This window comes from Citrobacter sedlakii (assembly GCF_018128425.1).
GTDB classification, from domain to species: Bacteria; Pseudomonadota; Gammaproteobacteria; order Enterobacterales; family Enterobacteriaceae; genus Citrobacter_A; species Citrobacter_A sedlakii.
Map to the genome: position 1 here is coordinate 4,613,234 of NZ_CP071070.1, position 23,768 is coordinate 4,637,001.

At 54.4% G+C, this 23,768-nt stretch carries 19 protein-coding genes, 2 tRNA genes and 3 rRNA genes; 5 read left to right on the plus strand and 19 right to left on the minus strand.

Annotated features, from left to right (window positions below):
* Positions 1 to 13: 13 nt before the first annotated feature.
* Both JY391_RS21790 and JY391_RS21795 read right to left on the minus strand, forming a co-directional pair.
* On the minus strand, positions 14 to 1,000 hold the full coding sequence (locus tag JY391_RS21790) for a serine/threonine protein kinase (RefSeq protein WP_211935014.1): 987 nt from the start codon (positions 998 to 1,000) through the stop codon (positions 14 to 16).
* Positions 1,001 to 1,076: 76 nt separating this feature from the next.
* Positions 1,077 to 1,346, minus strand: a complete 270-nt coding sequence (locus tag JY391_RS21795; protein ID WP_012133952.1) for a YihD family protein — start codon at positions 1,344 to 1,346, stop codon at positions 1,077 to 1,079.
* A 69-nt stretch (positions 1,347 to 1,415) separates the two neighbouring features.
* Between JY391_RS21795 and mobA the strand changes: the two genes are divergently transcribed.
* Together mobA and mobB are read left to right on the plus strand one after the other, a co-directional pair.
* Positions 1,416 to 2,000, plus strand: a complete 585-nt coding sequence (gene mobA / locus JY391_RS21800) for a molybdenum cofactor guanylyltransferase MobA (protein WP_211935015.1) — start codon at positions 1,416 to 1,418, stop codon at positions 1,998 to 2,000.
* A complete protein-coding gene (gene mobB / locus JY391_RS21805; protein WP_199957743.1) occupies positions 1,982 to 2,521 on the plus strand; it encodes a molybdopterin-guanine dinucleotide biosynthesis protein MobB in 540 nt (179 codons plus the stop codon). Before mobA ends, mobB begins: the two co-directional genes overlap by 19 nt.
* Positions 2,522 to 2,622: 101 nt before the next feature.
* On the opposite strand, the gene rrf is transcribed toward mobB, so the two are convergent.
* From rrf to pepQ, 9 genes are all read right to left on the minus strand, one after another.
* Positions 2,623 to 2,738, minus strand: a 5S ribosomal RNA gene (rrf, locus tag JY391_RS21810).
* A 201-nt stretch (positions 2,739 to 2,939) separates the two neighbouring features.
* Positions 2,940 to 5,845, minus strand: a 23S ribosomal RNA gene (locus JY391_RS21815).
* A 308-nt stretch (positions 5,846 to 6,153) separates the two neighbouring features.
* A tRNA-Ala gene (locus JY391_RS21820) sits at positions 6,154 to 6,229 on the minus strand.
* A 110-nt stretch (positions 6,230 to 6,339) separates the two neighbouring features.
* A tRNA-Ile gene (locus tag JY391_RS21825) sits at positions 6,340 to 6,416 on the minus strand.
* Between the two features lie 69 nt (positions 6,417 to 6,485).
* Positions 6,486 to 8,027 (minus strand): 16S ribosomal RNA (locus JY391_RS21830).
* Together the 16S, 23S and 5S rRNA genes with 2 tRNA genes alongside form the textbook arrangement of a ribosomal RNA operon.
* Before the next feature lie 375 nt (positions 8,028 to 8,402).
* A complete protein-coding gene (gene hemG / locus JY391_RS21835; protein WP_042292697.1) occupies positions 8,403 to 8,948 on the minus strand; it encodes a menaquinone-dependent protoporphyrinogen IX dehydrogenase in 546 nt (181 codons plus the stop codon).
* A gap of 11 nt (positions 8,949 to 8,959) precedes the next feature.
* Positions 8,960 to 10,411, minus strand: a complete 1,452-nt coding sequence (gene trkH, locus JY391_RS21840; RefSeq protein ID WP_042292700.1) for a Trk system potassium transporter TrkH — start codon at positions 10,409 to 10,411, stop codon at positions 8,960 to 8,962.
* A 37-nt stretch (positions 10,412 to 10,448) separates the two neighbouring features.
* Positions 10,449 to 11,063: an IMPACT family protein gene (locus JY391_RS21845; RefSeq protein ID WP_042292704.1), complete on the minus strand. Its 615-nt coding sequence runs from the start codon at positions 11,061 to 11,063 to the stop codon at positions 10,449 to 10,451.
* Complete coding sequence (pepQ, locus tag JY391_RS21850; protein WP_211935016.1) at positions 11,063 to 12,394, minus strand: Xaa-Pro dipeptidase; 1,332 nt, start codon at positions 12,392 to 12,394, stop codon at positions 11,063 to 11,065. Before pepQ ends, JY391_RS21845 begins: the two co-directional genes overlap by 1 nt.
* Before the next feature lie 189 nt (positions 12,395 to 12,583).
* Here pepQ and fadB point away from each other — a divergent pair, with 189 nt between their 5' ends.
* Positions 12,584 to 14,773: a fatty acid oxidation complex subunit alpha FadB gene (gene fadB, locus JY391_RS21855; RefSeq protein WP_211935017.1), complete on the plus strand. Its 2,190-nt coding sequence runs from the start codon at positions 12,584 to 12,586 to the stop codon at positions 14,771 to 14,773.
* Positions 14,774 to 14,782: 9 nt separating this feature from the next.
* Positions 14,783 to 15,946, plus strand: a complete 1,164-nt coding sequence (gene fadA / locus JY391_RS21860) for an acetyl-CoA C-acyltransferase FadA (protein ID WP_211935018.1) — start codon at positions 14,783 to 14,785, stop codon at positions 15,944 to 15,946.
* Positions 15,947 to 16,065: 119 nt separating this feature from the next.
* On the opposite strand, the gene fre is transcribed toward fadA, so the two are convergent.
* On the minus strand, positions 16,066 to 16,767 hold the full coding sequence (gene fre / locus JY391_RS21865) for an NAD(P)H-flavin reductase (RefSeq protein WP_042292715.1): 702 nt from the start codon (positions 16,765 to 16,767) through the stop codon (positions 16,066 to 16,068).
* A gap of 40 nt (positions 16,768 to 16,807) precedes the next feature.
* Positions 16,808 to 18,301 carry a 4-hydroxy-3-polyprenylbenzoate decarboxylase gene (ubiD, locus tag JY391_RS21870; protein WP_181822248.1) on the minus strand — a complete coding sequence of 498 codons (1,494 nt, stop codon included), beginning with the start codon at positions 18,299 to 18,301 and terminating at the stop codon, positions 16,808 to 16,810.
* A 179-nt stretch (positions 18,302 to 18,480) separates the two neighbouring features.
* On the opposite strand from ubiD, the gene rfaH reads away from it, so the two are divergent.
* Positions 18,481 to 18,969: a transcription/translation regulatory transformer protein RfaH gene (gene rfaH / locus JY391_RS21875; RefSeq protein WP_042292718.1), complete on the plus strand. Its 489-nt coding sequence runs from the start codon at positions 18,481 to 18,483 to the stop codon at positions 18,967 to 18,969.
* A gap of 24 nt (positions 18,970 to 18,993) precedes the next feature.
* On the opposite strand, the gene tatD is transcribed toward rfaH, so the two are convergent.
* The 6 genes from tatD to ubiJ all read right to left on the minus strand — a co-directional run bounded on the left by tatD (position 18,994) and on the right by ubiJ (position 23,758).
* Entirely contained in the window at positions 18,994 to 19,776 is a 783-nt protein-coding gene (tatD, locus tag JY391_RS21880; protein ID WP_211935019.1) for a 3'-5' ssDNA/RNA exonuclease TatD, read from the minus strand.
* A gap of 41 nt (positions 19,777 to 19,817) precedes the next feature.
* Positions 19,818 to 20,609 (minus strand): Sec-independent protein translocase subunit TatC, encoded by a 792-nt coding sequence (tatC, locus tag JY391_RS21885; protein ID WP_042292723.1) that lies wholly within the window; start codon positions 20,607 to 20,609, stop codon positions 19,818 to 19,820.
* A 2-nt stretch (positions 20,610 to 20,611) separates the two neighbouring features.
* Positions 20,612 to 21,178: a Sec-independent protein translocase protein TatB gene (tatB, locus tag JY391_RS21890; RefSeq protein WP_042292725.1), complete on the minus strand. Its 567-nt coding sequence runs from the start codon at positions 21,176 to 21,178 to the stop codon at positions 20,612 to 20,614.
* A 3-nt stretch (positions 21,179 to 21,181) separates the two neighbouring features.
* Positions 21,182 to 21,436 (minus strand): Sec-independent protein translocase subunit TatA, encoded by a 255-nt coding sequence (tatA, locus tag JY391_RS21895; protein WP_211935020.1) that lies wholly within the window; start codon positions 21,434 to 21,436, stop codon positions 21,182 to 21,184.
* A 79-nt stretch (positions 21,437 to 21,515) separates the two neighbouring features.
* Entirely contained in the window at positions 21,516 to 23,156 is a 1,641-nt protein-coding gene (gene ubiB, locus JY391_RS21900) for a ubiquinone biosynthesis regulatory protein kinase UbiB (protein WP_042292730.1), read from the minus strand.
* A complete protein-coding gene (gene ubiJ, locus JY391_RS21905) occupies positions 23,153 to 23,758 on the minus strand; it encodes a ubiquinone biosynthesis protein UbiJ (RefSeq protein ID WP_042292733.1) in 606 nt (201 codons plus the stop codon). The genes ubiB and ubiJ overlap by 4 nt, the downstream gene beginning before the upstream one ends.
* Positions 23,759 to 23,768: the final 10 nt, after the last annotated feature.

Sequence of the window (23,768 nt, forward strand, 5' to 3'; positions counted from 1 at the left end):
ATTGCGTCTCCGATTAATACATAGGTGTTAATTGTAATGGGGGTTCGTGCAGGATTTTAGTCTGCTCGATGAACGTCGCGGTCTGACGCTGCCAGTAATCTTCCCCGGTTAACCACGGGAAATTCTTAGGAAAGGCAGGATCGTCCCAACGACGCATCAGCCAGGCCAGATAATAAACTAAACGCATCGCGCGTAAAGGCTCTATTAGCCCGATTTCAGCCGGATTTAATTCACTAAATTCTTCATACGCTTCGATAATCGCTTCCAGCTGCATGCGCTGTTCCGCTTTGTCTCCATTCAGAAGCATCCAGAGATCCTGTATAGCCGGACCATTACGGGAATCATCTAAATCCACAAACAGGGGTCCATCGCGCCAGAGAATGTTCCCGGCATGACAGTCGCCGTGTAGTCGCAGCATGTCAAACGATGTATGCCAGCGATCCGTCACCGCTGCGATCAGCGCATCGGTCGCTTTCAGGAAGGCCGCTTTCTGTCCGGAGGGAATAAGTACGGCATGCTCAAACAGTTTGCGCGGTTCAGTGAGGTATTCTTCCAGACCAATGGTGGGGCGGAACGTAAAAGGCTGACGTCGTCCGGTACGGTGCATACGCCCAAGATAGCGGCCAACGGACTCCATCTGATCGATATTATCCACTTCAAACTGTCGGCCGCCTACGCTCGGGAAGATGGCGAAGTGGAATCCCTGATGATGCAACAGCGTCTGGCCATCAAAGGCCAGCGGTGCGGCCACCGGGACATCATCATTCACCAGTTCCTGCGCAAAATGATGCTCTTCCAGGATCTGTCCAACGGACCAGCGCTCAGGGCGATAGAATTTCACAACAAAACGCTGGCGATCTTCATCCTGAAACTGATAGACGCGGTTTTCGTAGCTGTTCAACGGGGTCAGTCCGGAATCCACCCGGATCCCCTGTTCAAACAGCGCATCCATGATGGTATCCGGGTGTAATGTCTGGAAAGTAAAAGCGTTATCGTTCATCCCATCATCCGGAAAATGCTTTGAATGATTCAGGATATCATTTCGTGACGGTTTCGGTTGCGCCGCTTACAAGCTTTTACTCTTTAATTACGCCGCGTGCGCGCAGCAGCGCCGTTTTGAAATCTTCCTCGTAGTCTTTCTGAATCCCGGGAATAACGGCGTCTTTGGCAGAGTCGCGCATTTTCAGGTGATAGATCAGAATGTCGTCAGTTAAATCCGCCAGCTCGCCGTCAAAACCTGACTCTTTGGCCAGTTTCTGCAAAAATTGCAGCAGGTTCAGGTCTGGCTCCTTTTGCCAGGCAGGCTGGAGGAGTTCAATAACTTCATTCAGACGTTTACATTTCATGGTAGTGCTCCTTACTCTTGAGACAGACACGTTAGCAGGGTCAATCCCACAATAAAAGAGGCGATATCAGTGAATGAGGATAGTGCAATAACAGGGGTTGTGCTGGCGGGCGGAAAAGCCAGGCGAATGGGCGGAACAGATAAGGGGTTACTTGAACTGCAAGGGAAGCCGCTGTGGAAACACGTTGCCGATACGCTCTTATCGCAACTGGATAGTGTGATGGTGAACGCAAACCGCCATCTTGATCGCTATCGCGCCGGTGGGCTGAAGGTTATCACCGATTCACTGGAGGATTACCCTGGTCCGCTCGCCGGTATGCTTTCCGTTTTTCAGCAGGCGGAAGGCGACTGGTTTCTGTTTTGCCCGTGCGACACGCCGTTTATTCCTGATGATTTGGTCGCTCGCTTGCGACATCAGCGACACAATGCGCCAGTGGTATGGGTTCACGATGGCGAGCGGGATCATCCTACCATCGCGCTGGTAAATCGCTCGGTTCAGCCATTTTTGCAGCAGTATTTGTGCTCTGGTGAGCGCCGGGTAATGGTTTTTATGCGCCAGGCAGGCGGACGTGCCGTTGATTTCAGCGATTGCAAAGAAGCTTTCGTAAACGTGAATACACTTGAGGAACTTGCCAGATGGCAGGACAAACCATAATCCCTTTACTGGCGATAGCTGCATGGAGTGGAACCGGAAAAACCACGCTGTTAAAAAAGCTGATTCCAGCGCTTTGCGCCAGCGGCGTCCGTCCGGGTTTGATCAAGCACACCCATCATAATATGGACGTGGATAAGCCAGGCAAAGACAGTTATGAACTGCGTAAAGCAGGAGCCATGCAAACCCTGGTCGCCAGCCAGCAGCGTTGGGCTCTGATGACTGAAACGCCGGAAGAAGCAGAGTTGGATTTAGCGTATCTGGCAAATCAGATGGATGCTTCTAAGCTGGACCTGGTGCTGGTAGAAGGGTTCAAGCATGAAACAGTGGCGAAGATCCTATTATTCCGCCAGGAATGCGGTCACGGGGTGGATGAACTGGCTGTAGACGAGCATGTCATTGCGATTGCCAGTGATGTGCCGCTTGACGTGAGCGTACCCGTTCTGGATATAAATGATATACCGCAGATCGCCACCTTTGTTTTGGACTGGCTGAAGGGGTATTCCTCGCCGTCGCCCGAATAAGGCAAAGCCGCCATCCCGTGCCGGATGGCGCTGCGCTGAGATGGCCTGTGCCAGAAACGCAAAAAGCCCATCCGTCAGGATGGGCTTTTCACTTGTTTGATGCCTGGCAGTTCCCTACTCTCGCATGGGGAGACCCCACACTACCATCGGCGCTACGGCGTTTCACTTCTGAGTTCGGCATGGGGTCAGGTGGGACCACCGCGCTACGGCCGCCAGGCAAATTCTTTGTGCTCTTAAAACGAATCTTTTCCACTGATGCTGCGTTGGCCGCGCTTGCGAACCTCAGTCACATACTTATGTATGCTCCTTCCGTCGCTTCACTTGCCGCCTTGCCTCAGCGTAAAATCTTTCGTTTTCGCAAAATCTGTAATCTGAGCTGAAAATCTTCTCAATCCCGCCAAAACATCTTCGGCGTTGTAAGGTTAAGCCTCACGGTTCATTAGTACCGGTTAGCTCAACGCATCGCTGCGCTTACACACCCGGCCTATCAACGTCGTCGTCTTCAACGTTCCTTCAGGAGACTCAAGGTCTCAGGGAGAACTCATCTCGGGGCAAGTTTCGTGCTTAGATGCTTTCAGCACTTATCTCTTCCGCATTTAGCTACCGGGCAGTGCCATTGGCATGACAACCCGAACACCAGTGATGCGTCCACTCCGGTCCTCTCGTACTAGGAGCAGCCCCCCTCAGTTCTCCAGCGCCCACGGCAGATAGGGACCGAACTGTCTCACGACGTTCTAAACCCAGCTCGCGTACCACTTTAAATGGCGAACAGCCATACCCTTGGGACCTACTTCAGCCCCAGGATGTGATGAGCCGACATCGAGGTGCCAAACACCGCCGTCGATATGAACTCTTGGGCGGTATCAGCCTGTTATCCCCGGAGTACCTTTTATCCGTTGAGCGATGGCCCTTCCATTCAGAACCACCGGATCACTATGACCTGCTTTCGCACCTGCTCGCGCCGTCACGCTCGCAGTCAAGCTGGCTTATGCCATTGCACTAACCTCCTGATGTCCGACCAGGATTAGCCAACCTTCGTGCTCCTCCGTTACTCTTTAGGAGGAGACCGCCCCAGTCAAACTACCCACCAGACACTGTCCGCAACCCGGATTACGGGCCTACGTTAGAACACCAGCCATTAAAGGGTGGTATTTCAAGGGCGGCTCCACGCAGACTGGCGTCCACGCTTCAAAGCCTCCCACCTATCCTACACATCAAGGACCAGTGTTCAGTGTCAAGCTATAGTAAAGGTTCACGGGGTCTTTCCGTCTTGCCGCGGGTACACTGCATCTTCACAGCGAGTTCAATTTCACTGAGTCTCGGGTGGAGACAGCCTGGCCATCATTACGCCATTCGTGCAGGTCGGAACTTACCCGACAAGGAATTTCGCTACCTTAGGACCGTTATAGTTACGGCCGCCGTTTACCGGGGCTTCGATCAAGAGCTTCTCCTTACGGATAACCCCATCAATTAACCTTCCGGCACCGGGCAGGCGTCACACCGTATACGTCCACTTTCGTGTTTGCACAGTGCTGTGTTTTTAATAAACAGTTGCAGCCAGCTGGTATCTTCGACTGATTTCAGCTCCATGAGTAAATCACTTCACCTACATATCAGCGTGCCTTCTCCCGAAGTTACGGCACCATTTTGCCTAGTTCCTTCACCCGAGTTCTCTCAAGCGCCTTGGTATTCTCTACCTGACCACCTGTGTCGGTTTGGGGTACGATTTGATGTTACCTGATGCTTAGAGGCTTTTCCTGGAAGCAGGGCATTTGTCACTTCAGCACCGTAGTGCCTCGTCATCACGCCTCAGTGTTAAAGTGAACCGGATTTACCTGGAACACACACCTACACGCTTAAACCGGGACAACCGTCGCCCGGCCGACATAGCCTTCTCCGTCCCCCCTTCGCAGTAACACCAAGTACAGGAATATTAACCTGTTTCCCATCGACTACGCCTTTCGGCCTCGCCTTAGGGGTCGACTCACCCTGCCCCGATTAACGTTGGACAGGAACCCTTGGTCTTCCGGCGAGCGGGCTTTTCACCCGCTTTATCGTTACTTATGTCAGCATTCGCACTTCTGATACCTCCAGCATGCCTCACAGCACACCTTCAACGGCTTACAGAACGCTCCCCTACCCAACAACGCATAAGCGTCGCTGCCGCAGCTTCGGTGCATGGTTTAGCCCCGTTACATCTTCCGCGCAGGCCGACTCGACCAGTGAGCTATTACGCTTTCTTTAAATGATGGCTGCTTCTAAGCCAACATCCTGGCTGTCTGAGCCTTCCCACATCGTTTCCCACTTAACCATGACTTTGGGACCTTAGCTGGCGGTCTGGGTTGTTTCCCTCTTCACGACGGACGTTAGCACCCGCCGTGTGTCTCCCGTGATAACATTCTCCGGTATTCGCAGTTTGCATCGGGTTGGTAAGCCGGGATGGCCCCCTAGCCGAAACAGTGCTCTACCCCCGGAGATGAATTCACGAGGCGCTACCTAAATAGCTTTCGGGGAGAACCAGCTATCTCCCGGTTTGATTGGCCTTTCACCCCCAGCCACAGGTCATCCGCTAATTTTTCAACATTAGTCGGTTCGGTCCTCCAGTTAGTGTTACCCAACCTTCAACCTGCCCATGGCTAGATCACCGGGTTTCGGGTCTATACCCTGCAACTTAACGCCCAGTTAAGACTCGGTTTCCCTGCGGCTCCCCTATACGGTTAACCTTGCTACAGAATATAAGTCGCTGACCCATTATACAAAAGGTACGCAGTCACCCCATAAAGAGGCTCCCACTGCTTGTACGTACACGGTTTCAGGTTCTTTTTCACTCCCCTCGCCGGGGTTCTTTTCGCCTTTCCCTCACGGTACTGGTTCACTATCGGTCAGTCAGGAGTATTTAGCCTTGGAGGATGGTCCCCCCATATTCAGACAGGATACCACGTGTCCCGCCCTACTCATCGAGCTCACAACCGGTGCGGTTTTGTGTACGGGGCTGTCACCCTGTATCGCGTGCCTTTCCAGACACTTCCACTACCACACTGGCTGATTCAGGCTCTGGGCTGCTCCCCGTTCGCTCGCCGCTACTGGGGGAATCTCGGTTGATTTCTTTTCCTCGGGGTACTTAGATGTTTCAGTTCCCCCGGTTCGCCTCGTTAACCTATGTATTCAGTTAACGATAGTGTGACGAATCACACTGGGTTTCCCCATTCGGACATCGCCGGGTCAAAGGTTCATATCACCTCGCCGACGCTTTTCGCAGATTAGCACGTCCTTCATCGCCTCTGACTGCCAGGGCATCCACCGTGTACGCTTGGTCGCTTAACCTCACAACCCGAAGAGGTCTTGTTCTGTCCGGTTCGTTGCGCGTCGTGAATACTGCGTTGTTCCGTACTCGCGATGCTCATGGACAGTAAGTCCACTGCGCTCGCTGCGTGCGGTACGCCTTGTCTTCACTTCGCTCACGTCACCTGTGACAGGATCCTTCATGGTTGCGATAATTGAGAGACTCACGAACAACTTTCGTTGTTCTGTGTTTCAATTTTCAGCTTGATCCAGATTTTTAAAGAGCAAAACTTCGCAGTGAACCCTTTCAGGTACACTCTGAAGTTTTCTTACGTAAACGTTCTACAGAATGGTGGAGCTATGCGGGATCGAACCGCAGACCTCCTGCGTGCAAAGCAGGCGCTCTCCCAGCTGAGCTATAGCCCCATCGTGTAGTCAGAACCTCTTTACCGATAATTCGTTTCCGGGCGCGGCGTGGTGAAGCGAAGCATACATCAGTATGCGAGCTTTGCCACAACAAAGCACGGGAGCGAATTTGGTAGGCCTGAGTGGACTTGAACCACCGACCTCACCCTTATCAGGGGTGCGCTCTAACCACCTGAGCTACAAGCCTGTAGAGGTTTTACTGCTCGTTTTTCATCAGACAATCTGTGTGAGCACTACAAAGGCAGGTTCTTTAAGGTAAGGAGGTGATCCAACCGCAGGTTCCCCTACGGTTACCTTGTTACGACTTCACCCCAGTCATGAATCACAAAGTGGTAAGCGCCCTCCCGAAGGTTAAGCTACCTACTTCTTTTGCAACCCACTCCCATGGTGTGACGGGCGGTGTGTACAAGGCCCGGGAACGTATTCACCGTGGCATTCTGATCCACGATTACTAGCGATTCCGACTTCATGGAGTCGAGTTGCAGACTCCAATCCGGACTACGACATACTTTATGAGGTCCGCTTGCTCTCGCGAGGTCGCTTCTCTTTGTATATGCCATTGTAGCACGTGTGTAGCCCTGGTCGTAAGGGCCATGATGACTTGACGTCATCCCCACCTTCCTCCAGTTTATCACTGGCAGTCTCCTTTGAGTTCCCGGCCGGACCGCTGGCAACAAAGGATAAGGGTTGCGCTCGTTGCGGGACTTAACCCAACATTTCACAACACGAGCTGACGACAGCCATGCAGCACCTGTCTCACGGTTCCCGAAGGCACAACCGCATCTCTGCAGTCTTCCGTGGATGTCAAGACCAGGTAAGGTTCTTCGCGTTGCATCGAATTAAACCACATGCTCCACCGCTTGTGCGGGCCCCCGTCAATTCATTTGAGTTTTAACCTTGCGGCCGTACTCCCCAGGCGGTCTACTTAACGCGTTAGCTCCGGAAGCCACGCCTCAAGGGCACAGCCTCCAAGTAGACATCGTTTACGGCGTGGACTACCAGGGTATCTAATCCTGTTTGCTCCCCACGCTTTCGCACCTGAGCGTCAGTCTTCGTCCAGGGGGCCGCCTTCGCCACCGGTATTCCTCCAGATCTCTACGCATTTCACCGCTACACCTGGAATTCTACCCCCCTCTACGAGACTCAAGCCTGCCAGTTTCGAATGCAGTTCCCAGGTTGAGCCCGGGGATTTCACATCCGACTTGACAGACCGCCTGCGTGCGCTTTACGCCCAGTAATTCCGATTAACGCTTGCACCCTCCGTATTACCGCGGCTGCTGGCACGGAGTTAGCCGGTGCTTCTTCTGCGGGTAACGTCAATGACTGCGGTTATTAACCACAATCCCTTCCTCCCCGCTGAAAGTACTTTACAACCCGAAGGCCTTCTTCATACACGCGGCATGGCTGCATCAGGCTTGCGCCCATTGTGCAATATTCCCCACTGCTGCCTCCCGTAGGAGTCTGGACCGTGTCTCAGTTCCAGTGTGGCTGGTCATCCTCTCAGACCAGCTAGGGATCGTCGCCTTGGTGAGCCGTTACCTCACCAACAAGCTAATCCCATCTGGGCACATCCGGTGGCAAGAGGCCCGAAGGTCCCCCTCTTTGGTCTTGCGACGTTATGCGGTATTAGCTACCGTTTCCAGTAGTTATCCCCCTCCACCGGGCAGTTTCCCAGACATTACTCACCCGTCCGCCACTCGTCAGCGAAGCAGCAAGCTGCTTCCTGTTACCGTTCGACTTGCATGTGTTAGGCCTGCCGCCAGCGTTCAATCTGAGCCATGATCAAACTCTTCAATTTAAGTTTGATGCTCGTGAATTAAACTTCGTAATGAATTACGTGTTCACTCAGAGACTTGGTATTCATTTTTCGTCTTGCGACGTTAAGAATCCATGTCACTTTGAGTGCCCACACAGATTGTCTGATAAATTGTTAAAGAGCAGTGCCGCTTCGCTTTTTCTCAGCGGCGCGGGGTGTGCATAATACGCTTTCCCGCTTGAGAGTCAAGCATTTATTTTTGCTTTTCTCCGTGAGGTTCTGGTCTGAACCCCGCTGACCCGGCGGCTTGCGTGCCGTTGTTCCGTGTCAGTGGTGGCGCATTATAGGGAGTTATTTCGGGCTGACAAGAGGAAATTTAAAATAATTTATCAACCGCGCAATTTTTATTCTTTACGTTTATTTAACCGGCGATTTGACGGTTAACTGGGCGATTTCCCGGGCAAAACCTGCAACCTGCTCCCAGTCGGTATAGATCACTTCTTTATTGGTGTCCGTTTCGCCGCCTGACATTTTCATAATCAGTTTGATCATTATGCGGTCATACCAGCGATAGCGCGGGTAAAGCAACGCGCCGGCGATCACCGCACAGCGGTCAGGGCGCCACTGCGAGCTCATTAAAAATTTACGCGCGTAACTGTTGGTCTGCGGCGTGCGCTTTTCCGGTTTACGCGCCACCAGATTTACGGAATAGAACGCGCTCGGCATCCCGTTCAGCCGCGTCGCATGTTTTTTTACGAACTCCTGAAAGGCTGTATGGTAATGCCCGTAACGTATAGACGCGCCAATAACCACGCGATCGTAGCTGTCCCATTCAGGTTCTTCGGTACGGTGCAAATTCACGACGTCTGCCCAGATGCCCAGTTCTTTCAGTTCTGACGCCAGATACGAAGCGATTTCGCGCGTTTGTCCATCCCGGGTTGAAAAAAGAATCAGTGTTTTCACGTGTTACTCCATTATTCACGCCAGAAGGTCGGGGTAAAAAGTACCAGCAAAGTGAAGACCTCAAGACGGCCAAACAGCATATTGGCAATCAGGATCCATTTCGCCACCGGATTCATACTGGCAAAGTTGTCCGCGACGACACCCAGCCCGGGTCCAAGATTGTTAAGTGTAGCCACCACGGAGGCAAACGCGGAAAAGTCGTCCACGCCAGTCGCGATAATCGCCAGCATACTGACAATAAATACCAGAGCATACGCCGAGAAAAAACCCCAAACCGCTTCGAGGATACGTTCCGGCAGCGCACGGTTCCCCAGCTTAATACTGTAGACCGCATTCGGATGCACCAGTCGCTTCAGTTCTCGGTTCCCTTGTTTGAACAGCAGGAGGATACGGATCACCTTCAGCCCCCCGCCTGTCGATCCGGCGCAACCGCCGATAAACGCAGAGCACAACAGCAGCACTGGCAGGAACAGCGGCCAGCGCGCAATACTGTCGGTAGTAAAGCCCGCCGTCGTCGCCATCGACACCACCTGGAAAAAGGCCTGGTTGAGCGTCGTTAGCGCAGAGTTATAAACATCATGGAACCACAGCACGATCGTGCAGATGACCACCAGCGTAAGCTGCACGCCAACAAACATGCGAAACTCCGGGTCACGCCAGTACACTTTGAGGCTACGTCCGCTTAACAAAGAGAAGTGCAAACCATAGTTACAGCCGGAGATTAATAAAAAGATAGCGATAATCGTGTTAATCGTTGGGCTGTCAAAATAGCCCACGCTGGCGTCGTGCGTAGAAAACCCGCCGATGGCGATAGTGGCGAAGCTGTGCCCGATAGCGTCAAACGCGGGCATCCCGGCAAACCATAGCGCCAGCGCGCAGGCCACGGTCAGCAGGACGTAGATCAGCCACAGCGTCTTTGCCGTCTCCGCAATACGAGGGCGCATTTTGTTGTCTTTTAGCGGCCCGGGCATTTCAGCGCGATACAGCTGCATCCCCCCGACGCCAAGTATCGGCAGAATCGCCACCGCCAATACGATGATCCCCATCCCGCCAAACCACTGCAGCATCTGGCGATAAAAAAGAATCGCGTGCGGTAACGAATCCAGACCCACCAGTGTGGTGGCGCCCGTTGTGGTTAAACCGGAAAATGATTCAAAAAACGCATCGGTAATGGTGAGGTTCGGGCTTTCCGAGAAAATAAACGGTAACGCACCCACGCTACCTAGCACGGTCCAGAACAACACCACAATCAGAAACCCTTCGCGCGATTTCAGTTCACCTTTCTCGCGGCGGTTAGGCCACCACAGCATTGAGCCTATCGCCAGCGCGACAAAGAACGTTTGCGTAAATGCACGTCCCGCCCCATCACGATAGATGAGGGCTACCAGTCCGGGAATAATCATCGTCCCCGAAAATAAGATGACCAGTAGTCCAACGATTCGGGTAATGGCGCGAAAATGCATCTCTGCCGCTTCCTTAGTTCTTCAAAATGAGGGGGGATTATTCTTCAATCGCTAACAAATGCAATGAACCGCGGCTAAAATCCGCCAGCCTTGCTGAAAATTCGGCCACTTTCGCATAAGGAAGCGCCACCCTGAGCCGAACGAACGCCTGGTATTCACGCGTGACGATGTTGCCGTCATGCTGAGCCAGAAGTGTTTCCACGCCAGCCAACTGCGCGTATTCACACTGCAAAGTATATTCGGTTAACGGCGTCTTGCGCTGTGTTGTTAGCTGACGCAGCGCCTGATTGACGCCGCCGCCGTACGCTTTCACCAATCCACCTGTTCCGAGCAGGATCCCACCGTAATAGCGCACCACCACGGCGGTGATTTCCCCAACGCCGCAGCCCATCAGTTGGGCAAGCATTGGCTTGCCCGCCGTGCCCGCCGGTTCGCCATCGTCGGAAAACCCCAATTGCTGCGAATCATCCGGCGCGCCTGCCACCCACGCCACGCAATGGTGACGGGCATCCGGATGCGCCGCTTTCACTGACCCGACAAAGGCTTTCGCCGCCTCAACGCCATCGGTATGCGCCAGAAGCGTAATAAAGCGGCTTTTTTTGATCTCCTCGACTACAGTGACCGGCGCCGCAGGAATTAACCAACTGTCCATTACGCCAGTTTCAGATCCCGCGTCATGTTTTCCACGCCGTTATCATGAATCACCACGTTATCTTCGATACGAATGCCGCCGAACGGTTTCAGCGCTTCAATTTTCTGCCAGTTGAAATGCTTGCTGTACTGCCCTTCGCGCCACGGCGCAAGCAGCGACTCGATGAAGTAAATCCCCGGCTCAATGGTCAGGACCATGCCAGGCTGGAGCACGCGGGTACAGCGCAGGTACGGATATTTTGACGGCGCGGCAAGATGCGTACCGCTGTCATCCTGCATAAATCCGCCAACGTCGTGTACCTGTAACCCCAACTGATGGCCGATTCCGTGCGGCATAAACGGCCCGGTAAGATTATTCTCCACCATCGCTTCTTCGCTCATATCCGTAACAATCTGGTGCTTACGCAACAGTTTAGCGATGCGTTGATGGAACTGGATGTGATAATCAACGTAGCTGACGCCCGCCTTCATGGTGGCGATCAGCGCCAGCTGTTCATCGTTAACGTCTTTTACCAGCTGCGCATAATCGTTGTCGCTTTTCGCCGACCAGGTACGTGTGAGATCTGCCGCGTAACCGTTGTACTCCGCGCCCGCATCCAGCAAAAAGCTGCGGATTTCAGATGGCGCCTGATGATCCAGTTTGGTGTAATGCAGTACAGAGGCGTGTTCATTGAGTGCGACGATATTGCCGTAAGGCACATCGGTATCACGATGTCCGGTGGCGGTCAGGTAGGCCAGATTAATGTCGAACTCGCTCATGCCGGAACGAAAGGCTTCTTCTGCGGCACGATGACCATTCACCGCCATTTTCTGCGCTTCTCGCATACAGGCCAGCTCATAGTCTGTTTTATAGGCGCGATAATAATGCAGGTAATCAATCACCCCTTTCGGGTTGATATTGCTGGCCGCAATATCCAGTTGCAGCGCGCGCTCCGGAACCGGGCCAATATAGCCGATATTGCCGCGTGCAGCAGGCAGTTGGCTACCAATGCCCTCCGCTTTTGGCAGCGCAATGACTTCAATTTCTTCTGTCCAGAAGGAGGTCGGCAGCGGTTCCACATTGTGCCAGTAATCCACCGGTAAATAGAACCACAGTTTCGGTTTGTTTACGCCATCCACCAGCAGCCAGCAGTTCGGCACCTGCGTCACTGGCACCCACGCCTTAAACTGCGGATTCACTTTAAACGGATAGGGATGATCGTCGAGGAAGACGTTAACCAGCTCGCCGGAATGAATAAGTAACGCATCGAGTTTGAAGCGCGCCAGCGCGTCACGTGTCCGTTCCTGTAGGGTAACGATATGATTTTTATAGAGTGCGGCCAGTGATTCCATTTTCTATCCTTCTGCTTTTTTGACCTCAAGTCTCCGCATCTTAGCACAACGACCCGAAAGAGCGTGATTTCTGCCGACCGTGATCGGATCGGCATTTTTTTAATCACTTATTTGCATTTCTTTAACACAAAATACACACTTCGATTCATCTGGTACGACCAGATCCCCATGTGGATTCAGGAGACTGACATGCTTTACAAAGGCGACACCCTGTACCTCGACTGGCTGGAAGATGGCATCGCCGAACTGGTGTTCGATGCCCCCGGCTCAGTCAATAAACTCGACACTGCGACCGTCGCCAGCCTCGGCCAGGCGCTGGATGTACTGGAAAAGCAGACAGATCTAAAAGGGCTGCTGCTGCGTTCTGAGAAAGCAGCCTTTATTGTCGGTGCGGACATCACCGAATTTCTTTCACTGTTTCTGGTTCCCGAAGAACAGTTAAGCCAGTGGCTACATTTTGCCAACAGCGTCTTTAACCGTCTGGAAGACCTGCCGGTCCCTACCCTTTCCGCCGTCAACGGCTATGCGTTGGGCGGCGGCTGCGAATGCGTGCTGGCGACCGATTACCGTCTGGCGACGCCCGATCTGCGCATCGGTCTGCCGGAAACGAAGCTGGGCATTATGCCAGGCTTTGGCGGCTCCGTCCGTATGCCGCGCATGCTGGGCGCCGACAGCGCGCTGGAAATTATTGCCGCCGGTAAAGACGTTGGCGCAGAGCAGGCGCTGAAAATCGGCCTGGTCGATGGTGTGGTGAAGGCGGAAAAACTGACGGAAGGCGCAATAGCGGTACTGCGCCAGGCGATTAACGGCGATCTGGACTGGAGAGCGAAACGTCAGCCAAAACTGGAACCCCTTAAACTCAGTAAGATTGAAGCCGCCATGAGCTTTACCATCGCCAAAGGCATGGTCGCGCAGACGGCGGGCAAACATTACCCGGCCCCTATGACAGCGGTGAAAACCATTGAAGCGGCGGCGCGCTTTGGCCGCGAAGAAGCGCTGAACCTGGAAAATAAGAGCTTTGTTCCATTGGCGCATACCAACGAAGCGCGCGCGCTGGTTGGCATCTTCCTGAACGATCAGTTCGTAAAAGGCAAAGCGAAGAAGCTGACCAAAAACGTTGAGACGCCAAAGCAGGCTGCCGTGCTGGGCGCGGGTATTATGGGCGGCGGTATCGCTTATCAATCGGCATGGAAAGGCGTGCCGGTGATCATGAAGGATATCAACGACAAATCGCTGACGCTGGGAATGACCGAAGCCGCCAAACTGCTGAATAAACAGCTGGAGCGCGGCAAGATTGACGGTCTGAAGATGGCGGGGGTGATTTCGACGATTCATCCGACGCTCGACTACGCTGGCTTTGATCGCGTGGACGTGGTTGTGGAAGCCGTTGTGGAAAACCCGAAGGTGAAAAAAGCCGTGCTGGCGGAAACAGAAGAAAAGGTCCGCCCGGATGCTGTGCTGGCGTCAAACACGTCCACGATTCCCATTAGCGAACTGGCAAGCGTACTGAAGCGTCCGGAAAACTTCTGCGGGATGCATTTCTTTAACCCGGTGCACCGTATGCCGCTGGTCGAAGTGATCCGTGGCGAACAAACGTCTGATGACACCATCGCCAAAGTGGTGGCGTGGGCCAGCAAAATGGGCAAAACGCCCATCGTCGTTAACGACTGCCCGGGCTTCTTCGTTAACCGCGTACTGTTTCCGTACTTTGCCGGATTCAGCCAGCTGCTGCGCGACGGCGCGGATTTCCGCAAAATCGACAAAGTGATGGAAAAGCAATTTGGCTGGCCGATGGGTCCGGCGTATCTGCTGGACGTCGTGGGCATTGATACCGCCCACCATGCGCAGGCAGTGATGGCCGCAGGTTTCCCGCAGCGTATGCAGAAAGATTATCGCGACGCGATCGACGCCCTCTTCGACGCCAACCGTTTTGGTCAGAAGAACGGTCTGGGTTTCTGGCGCTATAAAGAAGACAGCAAAGGTAAACCGAAAAAAGACGACGACGCGGCCGTGGACAGCCTGCTGGCGGACGTCAGCAACGCGAAGCGTGATTTCAGCGACGACGAAATTATCGCCCGCATGATGATCCCAATGGTCAACGAAGTGGTGCGTTGTCTTGAAGAAGGCGTCATCGCCAGCCCGGCGGAAGCCGATATGGCATTGGTGTACGGCCTGGGCTTCCCGCCATTCCACGGCGGCGCGTTCCGCTGGCTGGATACGCTCGGCAGCGTGAAGTACCTCGACATGGCGCAACAGTATCAGTCTCTCGGTCCGCTGTATGACGTGCCGGAAGGGCTGCGCGACAAAGCGCGCCATAACGAACCCTACTATCCAGCAGTTGAGCCAGCCCGTCCGGTTGGCGAGCTGAAAACGGCTTAAGGAGTCACAATGGAAAAGGTTGTCATTGTTGATGCGATTCGCACCCCGATGGGCCGTTCAAAAGGCGGCGCGTTCCGTAACGTGCGCGCGGAAGATCTCTCCGCGCACCTGATGCGTAGCCTGCTGGCGCGTAACCCGGCGCTGGATCCTGCCGCGCTGGACGATATCTACTGGGGCTGCGTACAGCAGACCCTGGAGCAAGGTTTCAACATCGCCCGCAACGCGTCGCTGCTGGCGGAGATCCCGCACTCGGTTCCGGCAGTTACCGTTAACCGCCTTTGCGGTTCGTCAATGCAGGCGCTGCATGACGCCGCGCGGATGATCATGTCCGGCGATGCGCAGGCCTGTCTTGTCGGCGGCGTGGAGCATATGGGCCATGTGCCGATGAGCCACGGCGTGGATTTCCATCCGGGTCTGAGCCGCAACGTCGCCAAAGCCGCGGGTATGATGGGGCTGACCGCAGAGATGCTCTCCCGCATGCACGGCATCAGCCGTGAAATGCAGGACGCGTTTGCCGCGCGCTCGCACGCCCGAGCCTGGGCGGCAACCCAGTCTGGCGCGTTTAAGAATGAGATCATCCCGACCGGCGGTCACGACGCGGACGGTGTGCTAAAGCAATTGACTTACGACGAAGTGATCCGTCCGGAAACGACCGTCGAAGCGCTGTCCACCCTGCGTCCGGCGTTCGATCCGGTCAGCGGTACGGTAACGGCAGGCACTTCGTCAGCCCTTTCCGACGGCGCAGCCGCGATGCTGGTAATGAGCGAGAGCCGTGCGCGGGAACTGGGCCTGAAAATACGCGCCCGCGTACGTTCAATGGCGGTGGTGGGGTGCGATCCCTCGATCATGGGCTACGGTCCGGTTCCGGCGTCGACGCTGGCGCTGAAGAAAGCCGGGCTGACCGCCAGTAATATCGGCGTGTTTGAGATGAACGAAGCGTTTGCCGCGCAGATCCTGCCGTGCATTAAAGATCTTGGGCTGATGGAGCAGATTGACGAGAAGATCAACCTGAACGGCGGCGCGATCGCCCTCGGTCATCCGCTCGGCTGTTCAGGCGCCCGCATCAGCACGACGTTAATCAATCTGATGGAACGTAAAGATGTGGAGTTTGGTCTGGCGACAATGTGTATCGGCCTGGGGCAGGGCATCGCGACAGTATTCGAGCGTGTCTAGGTGAGTTCAAGGCCCGGCACGCTCCGGGCCACCAGAAAAATCACCGGAGGGCGTCTCCCTTCACCGGGCATTATTTAGTTGCCGTTCTTCCCGCCTGTCAGGGGCGGGTTTTTTATTGCTTAAATGAAAGCGAACGCATCGCCAAACAGACGATCGGCTCGCGCGCTGCGCTCGTTGCAGAACAGGTCGCGCGCAATTTTCGCCATCTCAAAGCGACCCGCAATATAAATATCATGTTCTGCCAGCGTACCGTGATCCTGCAACACGGCGGTTAATACCGTCCCGGTGCGCCCGCGCCAGCCCGCTTCAGGCTGTTCAACCACCGGCTCCACGCGCAGGTTCGGGTGCTTCAGCGTCAGCGCTTCCAGCTCTGAGAGATCGTAGAGATGCTTCTCTTCGCGGCCACCCCAGTAAATGGTCACCTCACGGTTCGGGTTGCGCGCCAGGGCCGTCAACAGTATTGAACGCGCGTAAGAAAATCCGGTACCGCCGGCAATCAGGATCAGCGGGCGCTCTTCATCGTCGCGCAGCCACGCTTCACCGTGCGGAATATCAACGACGATCTCATGATCTTTAAGAATGCGATCCATCACCGCTTTGGCATAGAGGTTAATTTCAGACGCGCCAATATGAAGCTCAATAAACCCCTGTTCGTCCGGCGTTGACGCCATTGAGAACGGACGTTTATCCCGTTCGTCCATCACCACCATCAAATACTGACCGGCACGAAAGGAAAATGCCGCGTCGGGCACTAAACGAACGCGGTATACGGTATCGGTGATAGCTTCTACCGAGGTCACTTTACAGCTTAAGGTTGTCATGCGCTCCCTCTATGGGTCTATAGGGCAAAACGTTCGCGCCTCAGGCGCCTTTACCGTGATTAAAGATGGCCAGTTCATCCCAGATCGCGTCAACACGCGCGATAACATCCGGGTCTTTTTTAATGGGACGCCCCCACTCGCGTTGGGTTTCACCAGGCCATTTGTTCGTGGCATCCAGCCCCATTTTTGAACCCAGCCCGGAGACCGGCGAAGCAAAATCCAGATAATCGATTGGCGTGTTCTCGACCAGCACCGTGTCCCGTGCAGGGTCCATACGGGTGGTGATCGCCCAGATGACGTCGTTCCAGTCGCGAGCGTTGACATCGTCATCACAGACGATAACAAACTTGGTGTACATAAACTGGCGTAAAAATGACCAGACCCCCATCATGACGCGTTTCGCATGTCCCGCGTACTGTTTTTTCATCGTCACGACGGCCAGACGGTATGAACAGCCTTCCGGCGGCAGGTAAAAATCGACGATTTCCGGAAACTGCTTTTGCAGAATGGGGACAAAGACTTCGTTCAACGCTACGCCAAGTACCGCCGGTTCATCCGGTGGACGACCGGTATAAGTGGAGTGGTAAATGGCGTCTTCACGCCGGGTAATATGCGTGACGGTAAAGACCGGGAAGCTGTCCACCTCGTTGTAATAGCCGGTATGGTCGCCGTATGGGCCTTCCGGCGCCATCTCGCCGGGCTCAAGATACCCTTCCAGTACGATCTCCGCGCTGGCTGGCACTTCGAGATCGTTAGAAATACATTTAACCACTTCGGTTTTTGTACCGCGCAGCAGACCGGCAAAAGCATATTCGGACAGCGTATCCGGCACTGGCGTCACTGCGCCAAGAATCGTGGCCGGATCGGCCCCCAGCGCCACGGAAACCGGGAAGCGCTCGCCAGGGTGCGCCGCACACCACTCCTGATAATCAAGTGCGCCGCCGCGATGCGACAGCCAGCGCATGATGAGCTTATTTTTACCAATCAACTGCTGACGATAAATGCCCAGATTCTGCCGCTCTTTATGCGGCCCACGGGTCACGGTAAGCCCCCAGGTAATGAGCGGCGCAGCATCTTCCGGCCAGCAGGTCATAATGGGAATGCGGTTCAGATCGACGTCATCACCCGTAATAATCTTCTGCTGACAGGGCGCGCCACGAAGGCGCTTCGTCGGCATATTCAGCACCTGTTTGAACTGCGGAAGTTTGTCAAAGAGATCGCGAAAGCCCCTCGGCGGTTCCGGTTCTTTCAGAAAGGCCAGCAGCTTACCCACTTCACGCAGTGCGGAGACATCATCCTGCCCCATCCCCATCGCGACGCGCTTTGGCGTGCCAAACAGGTTACAGAGCACCGGCATGGAATAGCCTTTAGGATTTTCAAACAGCAGCGCGGGTCCGCCAGCACGCAGCGTGCGGTCAGCAATTTCAGTGATTTCCAGGTGCGGGTCAACTTCAAGCGTGATGCGTTTAAGTTCGCCCTGTTGTTCAAGCAGCGTCAGGAAGTCGCGTAAATCGTGATATTTCATGGCGTCCATTATAGCCTCTGGGTAAGCGCCTCATTATACGGCGTTCATCATCGTGATGCTGTATTTTTGTTAAATTAGCGTGAACTCAGGCAGCCAACAAAGAAGCAGCCAGAATTACGCCGGGTATAATTAACTTAGCGCATAGCTTTTGCTATGCTTGCGCCCCGAACAAGCGGATAAGAGTCATTATGCAATCCTGGTATTTACTGTACTGCAAGCGCGGGCAACTTCAGCGTGCCCAGGAACACCTCGAAAGACAGGCGGTCAATTGCCTGACGCCGATGATCACCCTGGAAAAGATGGTGCGTGGAAAACGTACCGCAGTCAGCGAACCGCTGTTCCCCAACTATCTGTTTGTGGAATTTGATCCGGAAGTGATTCATACCACAACGATTAACGCCACGCGAGGCGTCAGCCACTTCGTTCGTTTTGGCGCTTCCCCGGCCACCGTACCCCCCAGCGTCATCCATCAACTCTCCGTGTATAAACCGGAAGGCATTGTGGATCCGGAGACGCCTTACCCGGGTGACAGCGTGATCATCACCGAAGGCGCCTTTGAAGGGCTTCAGGCAATCTTCACCGAACCAGACGGCGAAGCACGCTCTATGCTGCTGCTTAACCTGCTGAATAAAGAGGTGAAGCAGAGTGTGAAAAACACGGGTTTCCGTAAGCTATAACGCTCTTGCCGACCCGCATCCGGTTCACGGCGCGATGCCGAACAGCGTTCTGACATTGGTATCCGTTGTGGCGGCAAGCCACTGCGGATCGTCCCCGCGCCAGTGCGCGATACGCGCAAAGATATGCGGCAGATGCGCCGGTTCATTGCGCCGCGACGCCGGTTTCGGCGACAGATCGCGCGGCAATAAATAGGGTGCATCGGTTTCGATCAGCAGCTTATCCGCAGGAATAAACGGCAGTATTTCACGCAACGCCAGCCCGCGGCGCTCATCACACACCCAGCCCGTAATGCCTATGTATAACCCTCTGTCGATGCACGCCTGCATCTCCTGGCGTGTGCCGGTAAAACAGTGCAGCACAGCGCCCGGGAGCTTATCCAGCCACGGATCGAGCAGCGCCAGGAAACGCGTATGTGCGTCACGGCAATGCATAAAAACCGGCATCTGTAATTCGGCGGCTATCCGCAACTGTGCGTCGAAAGCTCGCTCCTGCTCTTCTGGCGTGGAAAAGTTGCGATTGAAATCAAGACCGCACTCGCCAATCGCCACCACCTCCGGTAACGCCGCCAGGGCGACAATGGCTTCCTCCGTTGACGGTTGCCATTGGCTACTGTCGTGCGGGTGAACGCCGGCGGTGGACCAACATTGGGGATAATGTTGCGCAAGACGCTGCGCCTGCTGACTTTCATGGAGATTCGTGCCGGTAAGAAGCATGCCGTTCACGCCAGCGGCAAGCGCTCGCGCCACCACCTCGTCCCGGTCTCTGGAGAACTGCGAACTGGTCAGGTTTACGCCAATATCAAACATGCTTCTCTCCATATGAAAACCGCCCTGACGGGCGGTTATATTTAATCTTCGGTCTTTCCGGCTCTTGCAGCGTCTGCTTCTGCTTCCGCCTCGTTATCTTCATCCCGCGTCTGTCGTTTGCCGACGTAAAAACGCGAAAAGAAAACGCCGACTTCAAACAGGCAGTACATGGGTATTGCCAGCAGCGTTTGAGAAAAAACGTCCGGCGGCGTAAGCAGCATGCCAATTACAAAGGCGCCAACCAGCACGTAGGGACGTTTTTTACGCAGATCGTCCGGCGTGGTAATACCTACCCAACACAGCAATACGATGGCAACCGGCACCTCAAAGGAAATACCAAACGCCATAAACAGCGCCATGACAAAGCTGAGATAGCTGGCAATGTCGGTCGAGACCTGTACGCCTTCCGGCGCAGTGTTAGCCAAAAAGCCAAACGCCAGCGGGAACACCACGAAATAGGCGAACGCCATACCAATATAGAACAGCAGCGAACTGGAGATCAGCAGCGGTACCACCAACCGACGCTCATGTTTATACAACGCCGGTGCAATAAACGCCCAGACCTGATACAGGATCACTGGTGCTGACAGGATCAGCGACACCATGAAGGTCAGTTTGATTGGCGTGAAAAAGGGTGATGCGACGTCCGTCGCGATCATGGTCGCACCCTGCGGCAGCTGTTTTATCAGCGGCGCGGAAACCAGGTGATAGATGTCATTAGCAAAATAGACCAATGCCAGAAAAATCACGATAACCGCAATGATGCAGTTAAGCAGGCGTTTGCGCAGCTCGATCAGGTGCGTGATAAGCGGTTGAGTATCTTCTACAGCCATGTTTACGGTTTATCACTCGACGTGGTGGAGGCGCCTGCAGCAGGCGCAGCGGATTTCGGTTCAGCGTCTTTCACGCCAGCGACAGGCTTCTCCGCCGCCACAGGTTTTTTATCCTCGGCAACCGCAGCCGTTTCCAGAGCCTCGGGGGCCTGTTCAGGCGCGCTGGCCTGGACTTCTGCCGTCGCCGGGGTAACCCCTTCATGCTGCTCTTCGTTCCCTTTGACTATCGGGTTATGGATAGTATGCGCTTCATCACTCGCCTTTTCCGGCTCGTTAGCGCTGTAGGAACGTTTCATCGACTCTGCCGCCTGACGCAGTTCGTCCATTGAGGCCTTCAACTCAGGCGTCAGGTTTTCGAGGCTCGCTTTCTCAACTTTCTTCAGGCTGTCCTGAAACTCCTGGAGCTTCAGTTCCTGCGTCAGTTCATTCTGAACGGTCGTGGCGAGAGAGCGCAGCGCGCGAACCCAGCCCGCTATCGTTTTGACGGCTACCGGCAGTCGCTGCGGCCCCAGCACGACGAGGCCGATAATAAATACCAGTAACAGTTCGCTAAAACCGATATCAAACACGAATTACACCTGCTCTTTATCGTGGCGCTTGGCGTCTTCTGTTTTAGCGTCTGCGGTTTTGTCAGTGATTGACTTCGCGGTGAAGTCAGCATCCTGACTGGTTTTTTCCTGTTTCGCATCATCATCACTCATGGCTTTTTTGAAGCCTTTAATGGATGCGCCGAGATCGGAACCGATAGAACCGAGCTTTTTGGTGCCAAACAACAGGACAACGATGACGGCAATGATCACCAACTGCCAAATACTGATACCACCCATACATGTTCCTCAGTGATAGATGATGAAATAATTAGGCCCGTAGTATACGTTACATAGCCCGCGATGAGCGATGAAAAAATCAGCGAGTTTTGCGCCAGCCAACGATCCAGGCGACGAGGCCGCCCGCCATTAACCAGCCGGGCATATAGCCCCATTCAGGACGACTAATCAGCAGGAAGGTCCCACTTAATAGCAGCGTGGCGCCAATACCGAATAAATAACGGGACTGACCCTGACGGACATGGTTCTCATGAAGCTCGCGCGCAATCTTATCAACACTGTGCTGTAAATATTTGCCCTGGCGCAAACTGTCGTACACCAGTTCAGGCAGTTCCGGCATTTTTTCGACCCAGAACGGCGCTTTTTCCTTAAAGGCTCTGACCAGAGCAGGAATACCGACCTGATCTTTGATCCAGGATTCGAGAAAAGGTTTCGCCGTTTTCCAGAGATCGAGCTGCGGATACAGCTGACGACCCACGCCTTCAACGTACAACAATGTCTTCTGCAATAATACCAACTGCGGCTGCACTTCCATGTTGAATCGACGCGCCGTATTGAAAAGGTTTAACAACACGTGGCCAAACGAGATCTCCGCCAGCGGCTTTTCAAAGATAGGCTCACAGACCGTGCGGATAGCGAACTCAAACTCTTCGACGTTGGTATCCGGCGGAACCCAGCCTGAATCGACGTGTAATTCCGCCACTTTGCGGTAATCACGGTTAAAGAAGGCGATGAAATTTTCCGCCAGATAACGTTTATCTTCTTTGTTTAACGAGCCGACAATACCGCAATCAATACCTATATACTGCGGATCTTCCGGGTGCTCATAGCTCACGAAGATATTGCCGGGGTGCATGTCCGCATGGAAAAAGCTGTCGCGAAACACCTGGGTGAAGAACACTTGCACACCGCGTTCTGCCAGCAGTTGCATGTTGGTGCCGTTCTTTTCCAGCGCCACGACATCGGAAACCGGAATACCGTAAATGCGCTCCATCACCATCATGTTCTCACTGCAATAGTCAGAATACACTTCCGGGACGTAGAGCATCGGACTGCCTTCAAAGTTTCGGCGCAGCTGGATAGCATTAGCCGACTCGCGCAGCAGGTTCAACTCATCGATTAGCGTCTTCTCGTACTCGCGTACCACTTCCGTTGGACGCAGACGACGACCATCCGGCAGCAAGCGGGGCACCCAGCGCGCCAGGCGGTAAATAAGCTTAAGATCCGCTTTGATGATCGGCAAAATGTCCGGGCGGATAACCTTAATGACCACCTCTTTGCCGTTCGATTTCAGCCTGGCCGTATGCACCTGGGCGATGGACGCTGACGCCAGCGGCTTGATCTCAAAATCGTCAAACCAGGCTTCAACGGGCAGTCCGCCCATCGCCGCTTCGATTTGCGCTTTCGCCAGTTTGCCGTCAAACGGCGCGACTTTGTCCTGCAACAGCGCAAGCTGGTCAGCAATTTGCGGCGGGAAGAGATCGCGGCGGGTAGAGAGCATCTGCCCGAACTTGATCCACACTGGCCCTAACTCTTGCAGTGCCAGTCTCAGCCGCTCTCCCAGCAGTTTGTCTTTATGACGGTTTGGCATCCAGAACAGGCCATATCGCCATAACCGTAGCGGCAGCGTGATCCGCATTCTGGGGATGAGCTCATCAAGTCCGTAGCTTAAAAAGGTGCGAATGATGAAATATAGGCGCCGTACTTCACCTGGCGTCATTTAGCCTCCAGTTTTTCCAGCCGCTTCGTCAGCGCATCAACAGCGCGTTCCACCGCTGCCGTTTCTTCCGCAAACCAGGCGACCTCAAGGGGTCCGGGCGCCATTCGCCACTCTTCCGTGATTGCTTCGGCGACATAGCGCTGTTGGCGTTGAATGCCGTGACGGAGAAATCTGGCCCCACCGCGCAGGGCTTTACCGATCCCTTCCGCCGCGATATCGCCAGTGTAGGGCGCGATCAGCTCGGCAGGATCGAATTCCGCTAAATCGGCAAGGGCGACAAAATTCTGAACGACCTGAATATCACCCTGAACTTCCAGTTCGCCACTGCGAATCAGCGCGGTGAGCTGCTGACGGTCGCGCAGTTCAGGCAGCACGCTGGCGTAGGTAATGACGGTGCAATCAGCCTCGCCCGCCCACTCACCCAGCACGTCAACCTGACGCTCGCTGAAAACCAGAATCAATGATGTCGAAAAGCCTTTTAGTTCCACGCGCAGCACTTTACCCAGCAGGCGCGTTCGCGCGGTTTTCAGCGCTGGTGAACGGTACAGGAACGTATTGAGCAGACTTTCCATTCCTGCGGTCACTAAGGGTTTAAAAGGCATCCCCGCTCTC

Excerpts from the sequence above, each read along its gene's own strand:
- ubiJ (WP_042292733.1), bottom strand. The coding sequence starts at position 23,758 with ATGCCTTTTAAACCCTTAGTGACCGCAGGAATGGAAAGTCTGCTCAAT.
- mobB (WP_199957743.1), top strand. The coding sequence starts at position 1,982 with ATGGCAGGACAAACCATAATCCCTTTACTGGCGATAGCTGCATGGAGT.
- pepQ (WP_211935016.1), bottom strand. The coding sequence starts at position 12,394 with ATGGAATCACTGGCCGCACTCTATAAAAATCATATCGTTACCCTACAG.
- trkH (WP_042292700.1), bottom strand. The coding sequence starts at position 10,411 with ATGCATTTTCGCGCCATTACCCGAATCGTTGGACTACTGGTCATCTTA.
- tatC (WP_042292723.1), bottom strand. The coding sequence starts at position 20,609 with ATGGCTGTAGAAGATACTCAACCGCTTATCACGCACCTGATCGAGCTG.
- fadA (WP_211935018.1), top strand. The coding sequence starts at position 14,783 with ATGGAAAAGGTTGTCATTGTTGATGCGATTCGCACCCCGATGGGCCGT.
- tatA (WP_211935020.1), bottom strand. The coding sequence starts at position 21,436 with ATGGGTGGTATCAGTATTTGGCAGTTGGTGATCATTGCCGTCATCGTT.
- rfaH (WP_042292718.1), top strand. The coding sequence starts at position 18,481 with ATGCAATCCTGGTATTTACTGTACTGCAAGCGCGGGCAACTTCAGCGT.
- fadB (WP_211935017.1), top strand. The coding sequence starts at position 12,584 with ATGCTTTACAAAGGCGACACCCTGTACCTCGACTGGCTGGAAGATGGC.
- ubiD (WP_181822248.1), bottom strand. The coding sequence starts at position 18,301 with ATGGACGCCATGAAATATCACGATTTACGCGACTTCCTGACGCTGCTT.
- JY391_RS21790 (WP_211935014.1), bottom strand. The coding sequence starts at position 1,000 with ATGAACGATAACGCTTTTACTTTCCAGACATTACACCCGGATACCATC.
- JY391_RS21795 (WP_012133952.1), bottom strand. The coding sequence starts at position 1,346 with ATGAAATGTAAACGTCTGAATGAAGTTATTGAACTCCTCCAGCCTGCC.
- JY391_RS21845 (WP_042292704.1), bottom strand. The coding sequence starts at position 11,063 with ATGGACAGTTGGTTAATTCCTGCGGCGCCGGTCACTGTAGTCGAGGAG.
- ubiB (WP_042292730.1), bottom strand. The coding sequence starts at position 23,156 with ATGACGCCAGGTGAAGTACGGCGCCTATATTTCATCATTCGCACCTTT.
- tatD (WP_211935019.1), bottom strand. The coding sequence starts at position 19,776 with ATGTTTGATATTGGCGTAAACCTGACCAGTTCGCAGTTCTCCAGAGAC.
- fre (WP_042292715.1), bottom strand. The coding sequence starts at position 16,767 with ATGACAACCTTAAGCTGTAAAGTGACCTCGGTAGAAGCTATCACCGAT.